This window comes from Parachryseolinea silvisoli, from assembly GCF_021190955.1.
Taxonomy (GTDB): domain Bacteria; phylum Bacteroidota; class Bacteroidia; order Cytophagales; family Cyclobacteriaceae; genus Ohtaekwangia; species Ohtaekwangia silvisoli.
Window position 1 is genome coordinate 1221951 of sequence record NZ_JAIOAO010000001.1, and the last position, 12613, is coordinate 1234563.

Annotated in this window: 10 protein-coding genes; 3 read left to right on the plus strand and 7 right to left on the minus strand. The window is 52.9% G+C overall.

Going from position 1 to position 12613, the window contains the following annotated elements:
• Positions 1 to 61: 61 nt before the first annotated feature.
• Complete coding sequence (locus tag K7P01_RS05030; RefSeq protein ID WP_267290526.1) at positions 62 to 2482, minus strand: ABC transporter permease; 2421 nt, start codon at positions 2480 to 2482, stop codon at positions 62 to 64.
• Between the two features lie 229 nt (positions 2483 to 2711).
• Here K7P01_RS05030 and K7P01_RS05035 point away from each other — a divergent pair, with 229 nt between their 5' ends.
• Positions 2712 to 3524 (plus strand): hypothetical protein, encoded by an 813-nt coding sequence (locus tag K7P01_RS05035; protein WP_267290528.1) that lies wholly within the window; start codon positions 2712 to 2714, stop codon positions 3522 to 3524.
• An 8-nt stretch (positions 3525 to 3532) separates the two neighbouring features.
• Here the strand turns inward: K7P01_RS05035 and K7P01_RS05040 are convergent, their stop codons facing one another.
• Positions 3533 to 5974 (minus strand): ABC transporter permease, encoded by a 2442-nt coding sequence (locus tag K7P01_RS05040; protein WP_267290530.1) that lies wholly within the window; start codon positions 5972 to 5974, stop codon positions 3533 to 3535.
• Positions 5975 to 6084: 110 nt separating this feature from the next.
• On the opposite strand from K7P01_RS05040, the gene K7P01_RS05045 reads away from it, so the two are divergent.
• Positions 6085 to 8007 (plus strand): vWA domain-containing protein, encoded by a 1923-nt coding sequence (locus tag K7P01_RS05045; protein ID WP_267290532.1) that lies wholly within the window; start codon positions 6085 to 6087, stop codon positions 8005 to 8007.
• A gap of 69 nt (positions 8008 to 8076) precedes the next feature.
• Here the strand turns inward: K7P01_RS05045 and K7P01_RS05050 are convergent, their stop codons facing one another.
• Together K7P01_RS05050 and K7P01_RS05055 are read right to left on the minus strand one after the other, a co-directional pair.
• Positions 8077 to 8439 carry a DUF1987 domain-containing protein gene (locus K7P01_RS05050; protein ID WP_267290534.1) on the minus strand — a complete coding sequence of 121 codons (363 nt, stop codon included), beginning with the start codon at positions 8437 to 8439 and terminating at the stop codon, positions 8077 to 8079.
• A gap of 168 nt (positions 8440 to 8607) precedes the next feature.
• Entirely contained in the window at positions 8608 to 9261 is a 654-nt protein-coding gene (locus K7P01_RS05055; RefSeq protein ID WP_267290536.1) for a DUF1349 domain-containing protein, read from the minus strand.
• Positions 9262 to 9538: 277 nt separating this feature from the next.
• Here K7P01_RS05055 and K7P01_RS05060 point away from each other — a divergent pair, with 277 nt between their 5' ends.
• The gene (locus tag K7P01_RS05060; RefSeq protein ID WP_267290538.1) at positions 9539 to 10585 is read left to right on the plus strand and encodes an Ig-like domain-containing protein; all 1047 of its coding nucleotides are present in this window, start codon (positions 9539 to 9541) and stop codon (positions 10583 to 10585) included.
• Between the two features lie 63 nt (positions 10586 to 10648).
• On the opposite strand, the gene K7P01_RS05065 is transcribed toward K7P01_RS05060, so the two are convergent.
• From K7P01_RS05065 to K7P01_RS05075, 3 genes are all read right to left on the minus strand, one after another.
• Entirely contained in the window at positions 10649 to 11053 is a 405-nt protein-coding gene (locus K7P01_RS05065; RefSeq protein WP_267290540.1) for a GlcG/HbpS family heme-binding protein, read from the minus strand.
• 71 nt (positions 11054 to 11124) lie between these two features.
• The gene (locus K7P01_RS05070) at positions 11125 to 11808 is read right to left on the minus strand and encodes a DUF4386 domain-containing protein (protein ID WP_267290542.1); all 684 of its coding nucleotides are present in this window, start codon (positions 11806 to 11808) and stop codon (positions 11125 to 11127) included.
• 43 nt (positions 11809 to 11851) lie between these two features.
• On the minus strand, positions 11852 to 12538 hold the full coding sequence (locus K7P01_RS05075) for a hypothetical protein (RefSeq protein ID WP_267290544.1): 687 nt from the start codon (positions 12536 to 12538) through the stop codon (positions 11852 to 11854).
• Positions 12539 to 12613 lie beyond the last annotated feature (75 nt).

Consider the following 12613-nt stretch of genomic DNA (forward strand, 5'->3'; position numbering starts at 1 on the left):
AGTTGTCGCCAGGGAGGTACTAGATTTGAACCTTCTCTCGCTCTCACATTCACACTGTATCTCACTCGTATTTTAAGGACTTTGCCGGATTCGCGCGTGCAGCGCGGATGGTTTGGAGGCTGACAGATAGGAAGGCTATCAGCACGACTACGCCGCCCGCGACTACGAAGAGCAGCGGATTGATGTCGATGTGATAGGGGAAGCCGGACAGCCATTGGTCCATGATATACCACGCGAGGGGCCATGCCAGCAGGTTGGCTACCAGCACCAACTGTACAAACCCACGCGACAGCAGGAATACAACGTCGGCAACCGAGGAGCCCAGTACCTTGCGTACGCCGATCTCTTTGGTGCGCTGCACCGTCATGAACGATGCCAGGCCGAATAAGCCCAGGCAGGCAATGAAGATGGCGAGCACCGTGAAGAGCGTAAAGGTCTGACTGAACAGCCGGTCGCTCTCATATTGACGGTTGAAGTACTGGTCGAGGAAGAAGTAGTCGATGGGATTGCCGGGGAAGAATTCCTTCCACGGTTTTTCGAGTCCGGCCAGCACGCTGCTATAGTTTCTTTCGTCGACTTTAAAGGAATAGAAATTTGCGAAGTCGGGAATGAACCGGAATACTAATGGCGTTACTGCCTCCTTCAATGACATCTGGTGATAATCTTCCAACACGCCCACGATCCGGAAGGTGTCGCCTTGAATGACGGTTTCGCCAATGGCGGTGGCGGGTGACTCGAAGTCCAACGCTTCTACCATGGCGCGGTTCAGAATGATGTTCTTCTTGTCATTGGTATGCTCGCGGTCAAAGTTGCGACCAGCGACCAATTTCAATCCGAACGCCGGTATATAGTCGTGGTCGATGCCCACGGTGTAACCTGAAATGCTAGCCTCCGGGCCGCCGACAAGGCGCCTGATGCTGTTGGCCCAGAAGATCTCGTCGCCCGGAATGTTGGACGATGCGCTCATGCTGTTGACGCCGGGAAGACGCAAGGCCTCGGCCTTAAAGCTCTCCATGTGTTGCTGGTACAGCGAGTCCGTTGCACGGGGTGCCCGCAACACGAGTGTACGGTGTATATCGACGCCCAGGTCCTGATGACGCATAAAGCTCAACTGCTGGTATACCACGATCGAACCGCTGATGAGCACCACCGAGGCGGCAAATTGAAATACAACAAGCGACTTGCGCAGCATGTTGCCGTGGGCAGCACGCGATACCTTACCCTTCAGTACGGCTACCGGTTTAAAGGACGAAAGGATGATGGCCGGGTAAAATCCTGACAAAACTGTACCGACAATAAATAAGCCGCCGACCAGCCACCAGAAGCCGCTTTCTGCCATGAACGTCAGCGGAATATCGCGGCCCGACAGCGATGCGAAGAATGGCCATACGGCGCGCACGACGGCCAGGCCGACGATTGTCGCGACCAGGTTCAGCATCAAAGACTCCGCCAGGAACTGGTAGATGAGCTGTTGTTTCTGGGCGCCCATGACTTTGCGTACCCCCACTTCGTTGGCACGATCCAGGGAGCGTGCTGTCGCCAGGTTGATATAGTTGATCCACGCAATGACGAGGATGAACAGGGCGATGAAGGTCAGGGCATAGACGGAGTCGCCATTGCCGCGCTCGTCGGGTTCCGACTCTTGCAGCAGGTTCGCGTGCAGGTGTATGCCGAGCAGGGGCTGTAGCAGGAATTCCTGTTTGTTGTTGTGCTTCTTCCACTCTTCACCGCGTTCGCGCTCCAGGTAATTATCCCACTTGGCTTGCAGGGCGGCTACGTCAGTACCCGGCTCCAGCAATACATAGGTATTAAAGTCATACCACCCCCAACTGGTTTGGGAACCGTTACGCGATTTGTTGTCCAGCGTTTGATACGACAACAGGAAGTCGAATTTGATGTGTGAATTTTCGGGGACGTCTTCAAAGATGCCGGTGACTTCGTAATTCTCCTGACCATCCATCCGGATGATTTTACCAATGGGGTCTTCGGAGCCAAAGTATTTTTTGGCGGCGCGTTGTGAGATCACTGTTTTGTTAGGGCCCTCCAGGGAATGCACCGGATCTCCTTGCAGGAGCTTAAAGTCGAAAATAGCGAAGACGGATGAGTCGGCCAGCTGCATCTTTTCTTCCTGGAAGGCGATTTGTCCGCGTCCGGGGCTGTCGTATGCCATTACGCCGCTGACCGGGAAGAGGCGTGTAAAGTGTTTTACTTCAGGAAAGTTGTTTTTCAACGCCGGGCCTACTGCGGGGACGGCCGCGGCACATTCGAACCGAAGCTTACCATTATGCCATTGGTTGTATTGTACGCGGTATATGTCGTTTGCCTGGCTGTGGAAGGTGTCGTAGCTGCGTTCGTATTTTACATATTGTAAAATAAGCACACTGGCAATCATGCCCAGGGTCAGGCCGGTTACATTCAGTAAGGTGAATGAACGGTGCCGGAGGAAATTGCGGAAGGCTGTGACGAGGTAATTGCGGATCATAGGCTTGCGGTATACGCCCGTTTGTTACATGGATTGTGCCAAGTAACCTATAGTATCAAAGGCTCTTTTTGATGCCGTAGGCCACTTTTTCTTCTATCAGCACTACACCCGGATGTCCGGAACCTAACAAAACCGCCCGATAGCGGACGCTCTCATGCGGTGCCTTAGATCGCGTTGTTATAATGACACCAATGTTCTATTTTTCGTTTGTTACGCTAACCCCCATACGATGTCCGACGACAAGAACACAAACGATTTGGTGTTGGAAGAATTTACAGCACAGTTAGCAAAACACGGTATTGCTATCGATTCGATTGATGATGAAGGCCTGGTACACATTCAGCGCGGCGGAGCGGATTTAAAGGTTAGCCTGGACAACGTACGCAAGAACTATGCGCGTGACAACGACAAGCGACATATCCAGGAGCTGGTCGAAACCATTGTAGACTATAATGGCGTTGGCGAAGGGTTGCCCTCCGACTGGGAAACGGTCAGACCGGACATTTTCGCGTCGCTTTGTCCCAGAGATGATTTTGACTTCCACGACGTCCTACACCATCCGCTGACCGAGGAGGTAGAAAAGATCTATCTGTATACGGGCGATGACCGGCACACCTGGATCGCTCCCAGAAATCTGGAAGACTGGAATGTAACCGAAGAAAACCTTACCCAACAAGCCAACGCTAATGCCGACCGCCTGCTGTCTGAGACGGAAATTGAGATTCAGGAGATCGACGGACATAAGCTGGGTTGTTTTAATACATCCCGTCCCGACCTAAAAGCTTCGTTGCTGTTGGCACCCAGCCTACGCGATCGAATCCTCGCCGACTTCGGATTTCCCTTCTTTGCGGTCGTTCCCGTACGCGACTTCTGTTATCTATTTTCCGAGGCAGATTCCGAATACCTGCTGGCACGGTTGGGCCCTACAGTGGTTGACGAGTACCAGGACTCCGGATACCCGGTCACGACCGAAGTATGGCGTTTCTCTGACGAAGGTATTCAAGCCATTGGCCGGTACCCGATTGACGGTGAGACGGATTAGCGCCTTTATTACTCTGACCGCAGGCTGTCAACCGGATTGCTCTGTGCCGTGCGGATTGTCTGGAACGACAAGGTTAACAGCGCAGCGACCAACAAGAATGCTCCACTCGCCAGAAATATACCCACGTGTACCGGTGCCTTGTATTGAAAAGATTCCAGCCACCGGTCGGTGGCATACCAGGCAATCGGCGCTGCCAGCGCAAATGCCAGCAGCACGAGCAGCACAAACTCCCGCGACAGGTTGGCGATAAGCGACGTGATGGACGCTCCCAGGATTTTGCGGATGCCGATCTCTTTACGTCGTATTTCCGCGGTATAGATGACAAGGCCCAACAGACCCATGCAGCTGATGAGGATGGAAAGCCCGGTGGCCCACGTTAACATCGTCGCAGTTTGCAGCTCTTCCTGGTAGAAAGAGGCGATGCTTTCATCAAAGAAAGTAAAAGAAAAACTTGCCTGGGGATATAAGGCATGGAACGCTGCCTCTATTTGGCGTATGGTTTCCGGCCACGCTGTACCGCCTGGCTGTTGAGCACGCAAGGCGACGTGTATATAATCGCCTCGCTCCCCTTTCAACACCACGGGGTCGATGCGCGTATGCGTGGAGCGTTGGTAAAAGTCTTTCATGATGCCTACGACCACCACATGTGTGTCGCCGACCATGGTCAGCTCTTCTCCTATAGCCTCCTCGACTTCAGTATAGCCCAGCGCACGGGCACACGTTTCATTGATGGCCACTTCCGCCACGCCTTCCACTTCACGAATGTTTCGCCCGGCGACGAGCTGTATGCCATAAAGTGGTATATAGTTGGCATCGCCAAAACGTAATTGTACAGACAACTTGTCGTCCTCACGTGCCCCGGAGCGTGAGAGCATGGTCAGCAACGAACGGCCGAAGGCCGGAGGTATAAAGCCACTGCTCACGCGCTCGACACCGGCCATCGCCTGCAGGCTGTTGATAAAGCCGGTCTGATCGGCTCTGACACCGGGCGGTAATGCGAAGTTTAAGATCGCCTCCTGGCGATAGCCCAGGTCCTGGTGTAACGAGAAGTCCACCTGCCGGCTGACAACCAGCGCAGCGATGATAAAGAACTGGGCGATCATAAACTGCGATACGGTCAGCATCTTGCGCAGTCGCGTCGTACGCATCATGCCACCGGCGCCCGGGCGGCCACGCAGGATCAGTGCGGGACGAACACCCGACAACACAAGCGCGGGATAAAAGCCCGCCAGCATCGATACTACCAGCATGAGTAATACGGCATATACTGCCGTAGGAATGTTGATAAACAACGTGGCCGATAGGGGCATAAAGCCGGCAAACACGCGCAGCAGGAATGGCGCCAGCACCAGTGATACGATCATGGCCAGTGTGGTGATGCTGAGCGTTTCCACCAGAAACTGCCTGACGATCTGCGCGCGGTGGCCGCCGACCGTTTTACGAATGCCGATCTCTTTGGCGCGGCGTGCCGCCTGGGCGGTGCTCAGGTTGATGAAGTTGACACAGCCCAGCAGCAAGAGGAAGGCGGCGACGCCCAGCAGTGCATAGAGCGCCGATCGGCTGGCGGTACGTTGGGTGCCGGCATACGTCGGGTTAAAGTGAATGTCGGCCAGCGGCTGGAGCCGGGCCGTGTTGGTATAACTGGCGGTACGGTTAACCCCTTCTCTGTGTTGCGTGAGCAGGTCTGTAACCTGCCGGGCCACCGTCTCCGGTGAAATGGCCGCGTGCAGGCGCAGGTAGGCCTTTGAATTTTCGCTCCAGTTACTCCAGGAGTCTACTGACCAGGCCTCCCGCTGGATCGTTTCGAACAAAGTTGCGTACGATATAAATTCCACCGCGGTAAAGTCGGTACGGTCGCGTAGGTCCCTGACAATGCCCGCGACCGTGGCCTGTATGCTGTCGCCGTAGAGGATCTCCCTGCCGACGAGATCGGCTGCCGGTACGCCGGGGAAATATTGCTGCGCGCGGCTTTCGGTAAGCACCGTGGTGTAGGGCTGTTGCAATACGGCAGCATTGCCGGCCACCCACTCGAAGGGTATCAATGTAAAGTATTCGGGAGTAGTATATACAATGCCGGCTGGCGTACCGACGGGGGTCACCGTACCGGCATGCTCCGACGGGATGGCTACCGGCAGCGTGGTGCTGCCTTCGCACACCAGCACGGGTACGATGAGCTCGACACCGGGCACCTGCTGCCGTACGGCGGCAGGGAGCGGCCCGGGTACTGCCGTGGTGTGCCCTGTATGCCCGTTGAACTGATTGTCGAACGCAATGCGGTACACACGGTCTCCGGCCGGCAGGAAGCGATCATAGCTGAACTCGTGGCGGGCGATCAAAAAGATCACCAGGGCGGCGCTCAGGCCGATGGCGAGGCCGAGCACGTGGATGACGGAAAAGACGGTGTTGCGCCGAAGGCTGCGCAGGGCGGTGATAATGTAGTTTTTAAGCATTTTCAGACGGCTTTCGTGTCTAAGATGCACAATTATTAAAAAAAGTTGTCGGGGCTTTATGGAATCGCATGAGGCGGCGCATCCTGGGGGTAACTAATTCTTTTACAACTATGAAAACGCGCATATATCTTTTAGGGCTCATGCTGCTCCTGCTGCCGGTGATGGCATTTTCGCAGAGTCGGACTATTACGGGAAAGGTCACGGACGCGACCAATAGCTTGCCGATACCCGGTGTCAGTGTCGCCTGTAAGGGGACAACGACGGGTAGCATATCCGATGGATCGGGAACCTATTCCATTACGGTTCCAGACAATAAAACAATCCTGGTATTCAGTTTTATAGGCTATAAAACGCAAGAAGTGCCAATGGGAGTCAGTAATGTGATCAATGTAGCGTTGGAAGTGGACGCTACGGCGCTGGACGAAGTGGTCGTTGTAGGCTATGGGGTACAGCCATCCAAACATGAATTATCCTATTCTGTATCGGAGACAAAACGCGGTGGACGGTCGCGCAAAGATAAGCAGCAGTCGCCGGCATCCGCGTTGCAAGGCAGAGTAGCCGGCGTGCAAATAAACGATGTCTACTACAACACCGTGGCGCCAGTAGAACCAAATACAGAAGAGTATGGCACGATTAACGAAAACATATTTCGTGGAGCCTTGCAAGAACCTTTGTCAACATTCTCGATTGATGTAGATGCTGCTTCGTATAGTAATGTACGGCGTTTTATTCAGAACGGCCAGCAGGTTCCGAAAGACGCTGTACGCATTGAAGAGATGATCAATTACTTTGATTACGACTATACGCAACCTACAGGGGAAGATCCCTTTTCAATTTATACCGAAGTGTCGGCGGCGCCGTGGAATGGTCAGCATAAATTGGTACACATCGGTTTACAAGGTAAAAAGATAGCCGTCGACAACCTGCCGGCTTCCAATCTGGTGTTCCTCATCGACGTGTCGGGCTCGATGAGCGACCCCAATAAACTGCCGCTGCTGAAGTCGTCGTTTAAATTACTGGTGGAGCAACTGCGCAAACAAGATCGTGTAGCAATCGTAGTATATGCCGGTGCCGCCGGACTGGTGTTACCGTCTACGTCGGGCGCAGAGAAACAAAAGATCATCAATGCCCTGGACAATCTCGAGGCCGGTGGCTCTACAGCAGGTGGTGCCGGTATTCAGCTGGCCTACGCCACGGCCAAAGAGAATTTTCAGAACGGCGGCAACAACCGTGTGATCCTGGCGACCGACGGCGACTTTAACGTGGGCGCGTCGAGTGACCAGGACATGGAACATCTGATCGAGCAGAAACGCGGAGACGGAATTTTCCTGACGGTGCTGGGCTACGGCATGGGCAACTATAAAGACAAGAAGATGGAGATCCTGGCCGATAAGGGCAACGGCAACTATGCTTATATCGATAATATGCTGGAAGCCCAGAAGACCCTGGTGAACGAGTTCGGCGGCACACTGTTTACGATCGCGAAAGACGTGAAGCTGCAGATCGAGTTCAATCCCGCCAAGGTGCAAGCCTACCGCCTGATCGGTTACGAGAACCGGATGTTGCAAGCGGAAGATTTTAACAACGACAAGAAGGACGCGGGCGAGCTGGGCTCCGGCCACACCGTAACGGCCTTGTATGAGATCATTCCTGCCGGTGTGAAAAGTGAGTTCTACGACATCGACAAGCTGAAGTATCAGAAGCCCACCGGCAGCACGACCGTAGCGAGTAACTCAAATGAATTGATGACGGTGAAATTCCGGTATAAAAACCCTGACGGTAATACCAGCAAGCTGCTGCAACAAGTACTGATGGATACGAACGTTGCGCTCGAAAAGACTTCGGATGACTTCCGATGGTCAGCCGCCGTCGCCGGGTTCGGCATGTTGTTGCGCGAGTCGCAGTATGTAAAAGAGTTTGGTTTTAAAGATGTCCTGGGGCTGGCGCAGGGCGCGCGTGGCAAGGATGTGGAAGGTTACCGCGGTGAGTTCATTGGCCTGATCCGCAACCAGAATCTAATGACTCGCCGGTGATGTGGTAATTGTTTATCGGTTCATAGGGTTTGCGGCAGTACTACGTGCAGGTATTGCCGCTCCCTTTCGTTAGATCGCTTTGAATGTGAACGGTACGGTGAGCTCACTTTCAAACTCCTGTCCTGCTTCGAGCATGTCTTCGTCATCGTGGTGATAACACCATTCTATGGAGGCTCCGGGTACACTTTGCATGGTGTGCATCAGACCGAAGATGATTTTGGCTGTAGCGGAATTAAAGTATTGTAACTGAATAGAAAAGACGGTTGTGGGATTCGGGCTCTGGAAGTATTCTTTAAACCAGCCTAAGACCGGCGCAAAGAATTCTTCGGAGTCTTCCGGCAACGAACGACCTGAGATCTCAAAGATTCCATCTTTTTTGTTTAGGACAACCTTGGGGCTATACTGTGCCTCCTTCAGGTTCAGTGCATTCATGTGCGCGTTTTGTTTAAAGACACGGATACTTTAGAGTACCGTTAGTACAAAGCTTTGGCGGGTGGGCTATACGCAAGATGCGAAAAATTACAACCGGTATAGGACCGGTTGTAAGATTTTATTAACAAATAAATGATTATCAGATATTTACAGATTTACCAAGACGTGTTATTCGGCGTTTTTCTTCAGCCATTCCAGGCGACGCTGATCGGGCAGGTGGGTCACTTTGAAATTCTCAAACTTCGCTTCGAAGCCTTTGCCATCCGGGCTGGCGGCCATGAGGCCTACCATGACGGGATGATTGTCTTTTAGCGGTGCATTGCGTGTCATGATATAGGTTTTATCATCGAGGGAATAGAAGATCTCGACAGCATCCAGTCGGCGTACCACTTTGATCCAGATAAAGGGCGGCACTTTGTCGAGCGTGGTAACGCTCCAGTCGCTGGTGTGATGTGTGACTACGGTACTGACGTTAAACTTGCCATCGACGAATTCCACGCCTGTTTTTATATAGTTCTCGTGGTCGGTCCGAAGCATCAGGCCCATCTGGTCGAAGCGCGCTTTGTAAGCGCCCGTGAGCTTTACTTTGGCTTCAAACTCGCCGCCATAGGTGGTATAATAAAACGGCGCGTCGTCTACGGTAAATCCATAGTGAGATATACGCCAGTAGTCGCTTTGCGGTGTTACGGTCATGGTCAGGGCATTGTTCTCGATCTTCCATTTGTCCGGCTCGTTGAACCACTGCATTTTTTCGAGTGTCTGGGCATTTGCCGTGTGCAGGGCGCTGACCGTGAGGGCGCTTATTATCATTCTTTTTATCATGCGGGCGTTCAATTGTTTAGGCCGGCAAATTACATTCTTTCCGGGCGCGGCGCTAACCGCCTGTATAGAAATCCTTCCGCCGTCACGATATTTCCCGGTATCGTTAATCGCCACCGGATATACTACACTGTATGTATCCATACCGTTGGATACAACACCAGCGGATGAATGAGTTTTACGTACACTTATAATGCGGCTATGGGGAAAATCACCCGGCCATTTTTACTGGAAAATGCTTAGTTTCGATCACAAATTAACACCCTCAAAGACCCCCTATATGAAAAGAAAAATCCAACGCCTGCTATTGGTCACGATAGCTGTGACGGCCTGGGCCTCCTGTAAAGACGGCGACGATGATACCATCGCTGTCGTTTCCATCTCTTTAGATGCTGCTACCAAAACGCTTTCTCCCGGAGAGGAGTTTGATTTGGCAGCCACGATCACCCCTTCGAACGCCGTCAACAAAGCCGTGGATTGGAGCAGCAGCGACACCAACGTTGCTACGGTTGATTCCGACGGGCACGTAGTGGCGGTTGCCAGGGGCGTCGCCACAATTACAGTCACGACGGACGACGGTGGAAAAACAGCCACCTGCGCGGTGACCGTGACGAAGCGCGTTACGAGCGTAACCCTCAACGCTACGGCGCTGAAACTCTATATCGATGAAGACGCTACGTTGATTGCTGTGGTCACTCCGAACGACGCCGATAACAAAGAAATTGAATGGAGCAGTGACAATGAAGCTGTTGCTACCGTAAATGAAGATGGGCACGTTATGGCGATCGCGGCGGGCGCCGCCACGATCACGGCCACCACTGTAGAGGGTGAAAAGACCGCTACCTGTGCCGTAGCCGTCGTTGCCAGGTACACTTTCAATGGTGCTTCGAAAGAGGTTGTGACAGCTGTTTACGGGGACTACAGCGGTGGTTATCAGTTCTGGTTGTTTCCTGCCGCCGTGGACGATGGTATATTTGACGGAGCAAACGAGTTCGTCCGGATCGATATTCCACGCGAAATGATGGGCGCTACTTTTCCTCTTACCGAGGAAAACCTGTACGACTGGGACTGGCGTGTGGCTTACCGTAATGACGCGACCGACCAAACGTATGAAGGCCGTGGTTATGTAGACGGTATGGGCGACGTAGAAAGCGGCACACTGTATGCAATAATGACAGGTGAAGATACCTTCAAAGTAACATTCAACATTCTCTTTACGGATGGAAAAAGATTGACAGGTACATACGCGGGTCGGCTTGTCATGAACAACGACTATTACGGCAAGAGCGGCCGAAACGCTGCACCGGGTCGAGACGGCGGCTTATAACAGATCAAAGCATCACCCCCGGTCTCAAGATGAATCCGGGGGTTCAATATTCCCATTTACCGTCTAACCAAATACATGTTTGACAGCTTCTTTCGCCAGGCGTTCGTCGTCTGCCTCAGGCAGGCCGCTGATGCCGACGCCACCGACGACTACACCGTTCTGAACAACGGGGACGCCACCGCCGAAACCCGTAATGCGCTCGTCGCCCCAAAAGGCAGGGTTGTCGCTGCCGCGCATGCGGGCGCCCATCTTCATGGTGTCGGTACGGTCGACGGCTGCGGTATACGCCTTATTCTGAGCAATCCGGCTTGCCGCGGGGCTGGTGCCGTCCATGCGGAGAAAACCGATCAGTTCCCCTTCGGGGCCACAGATGGAAATGGCCACCGGTTTACTTTCTCCTGTTTGCGCTACAACGTATTGAATCAATAACAGTGCTTCTTCCGAGCTTATTTTTTGAATGTTATACATGGGCGTTCTATTTGCTTCAAGCAATATAAAGATATTCAGACAACATTTTCAGGATTTTGTACGGCGGGTTGTTATGGTTGGGGACCGGTGGTAATCCCTTTTAGGATCAGCCAGAGGCTCAGCGAAAGCTCGGCGATGAATGCAGGCGCCAGAATGACCGGGAAGAGCACCCCTGATACCGCCGGGAACAGAAAAGATGTATAGCTGTTGATGATATAGCATATACCGGCCAGGGCCATCATGATGCCAAAGTAGTTGGGTACATTTCGGGAATTGCACAGGAGGTATCCCAGCAGGATACAATGAACACCGAAGAATACCAGGCCCAGCGCATAGCCCATGCCGTGCACTTTCATGAATAGCAAGGAAAGTGATTGCAACTGATCCGGAGCAAACGATTGAAAATAGGTGCCCTTGAGCAATAATATGGGCAAGAAGTTGTTCAGTAAGTTTATACCCAACATGGCGACGGTAATGCCACGGAACACCGTCGCGACGGTCGACAGCGTTCGGTTAATGGGCGTTAACAGGATGTAGAATAAAGCGGTTACGGCGCTGTCGCAGACAAACACCAGCAGCTCGATGGAAAACCCGACTCTGAACAACATCTCGTGACTCAGGATATTCCGGGCAGTAGCCGCGGCATCACTGTGGTCGACCAACCGGCCGCGCACAAAGGCCTCGGCAAAAATACCTCCCGCCACGATGGCGAGGTATAAGACTCCGGCGATGCGGGAAAGCTTCTTTTGTTCCATAGCTCAATATACTATAACAACAGACGCTTTCCCAGTAATTTTGTTACACGTAGTCAGCACGGCTTCTGACGAACCACCAGGCCATTACACCAAAGGTGACGTATACGAGCGGAAGGTAAAGCGTATCGTATAGATCGCCCGGGAACGCTGGTATGCCGCCGTATACGGTTAGCTGGCGCAGGAGTAGCCGAAGCCCGTTGATAAACATAATCGCCTTTATAGCATAGTTGTAACGTGCGGTGGCTGGATATACCCCGGCGATGATGAAACTGCCAAGGGTTTGCGAGAGGCCGAGGGGGAAATACAAGGCCCGCTGTATCTGCTGGAATTGTGTTACGAAGGACAATATCGCTTCGCGCCGTGCAGGGTCCGTGGCGGCTGCATATTCCGCCGGCAGGTGGACCTGGGTGTAGAACAGCTCGACGGACCGGAGGATAATCTCCAGCAGGAAGAATACAAAGAAACCTGTCAATGCCAGCAAGCTGGAGGCTTTGTATGTCTCGTAAATCGATAAGCAGAGAACAAAAAAGATATAGAAGAGTCCAAACATCGAGAACAGCATCAGCCAGGAGCGCAGGATGCTCAGGGGCTGGGCGCTAAACAGAAAATCTTCCAGTGGGGTGGGCGTAGCGGACGGCGCCTGGGCGAAAACCCACCATTGATAGGTTTGCACCAGGATATATAAGACGCACACAATCCCCGCTCCCACCTTCATTTTTGCTGTGATCATAACTTTTTGTACGAAGATATCGTACCTATTACCAACTTCAACAACCGTTTGGGGGAATCCCCAAAATAGATAACA

What these genes read in the sequence shown, in the direction of transcription:
- K7P01_RS05030 (WP_267290526.1), bottom strand. Translation starts at nt 2,482, where the DNA reads ATGATCCGCAATTACCTCGTCACAGCCTTCCGCAATTTCCTCCGGCAC.
- K7P01_RS05035 (WP_267290528.1), top strand. Translation starts at nt 2,712, where the DNA reads ATGTCCGACGACAAGAACACAAACGATTTGGTGTTGGAAGAATTTACA.
- K7P01_RS05040 (WP_267290530.1), bottom strand. Translation starts at nt 5,974, where the DNA reads ATGCTTAAAAACTACATTATCACCGCCCTGCGCAGCCTTCGGCGCAAC.
- K7P01_RS05045 (WP_267290532.1), top strand. Translation starts at nt 6,085, where the DNA reads ATGAAAACGCGCATATATCTTTTAGGGCTCATGCTGCTCCTGCTGCCG.
- K7P01_RS05050 (WP_267290534.1), bottom strand. Translation starts at nt 8,439, where the DNA reads ATGAATGCACTGAACCTGAAGGAGGCACAGTATAGCCCCAAGGTTGTC.
- K7P01_RS05055 (WP_267290536.1), bottom strand. Translation starts at nt 9,261, where the DNA reads ATGATAAAAAGAATGATAATAAGCGCCCTCACGGTCAGCGCCCTGCAC.
- K7P01_RS05060 (WP_267290538.1), top strand. Translation starts at nt 9,539, where the DNA reads ATGAAAAGAAAAATCCAACGCCTGCTATTGGTCACGATAGCTGTGACG.
- K7P01_RS05065 (WP_267290540.1), bottom strand. Translation starts at nt 11,053, where the DNA reads ATGTATAACATTCAAAAAATAAGCTCGGAAGAAGCACTGTTATTGATT.
- K7P01_RS05070 (WP_267290542.1), bottom strand. Translation starts at nt 11,808, where the DNA reads ATGGAACAAAAGAAGCTTTCCCGCATCGCCGGAGTCTTATACCTCGCC.
- K7P01_RS05075 (WP_267290544.1), bottom strand. Translation starts at nt 12,538, where the DNA reads ATGATCACAGCAAAAATGAAGGTGGGAGCGGGGATTGTGTGCGTCTTA.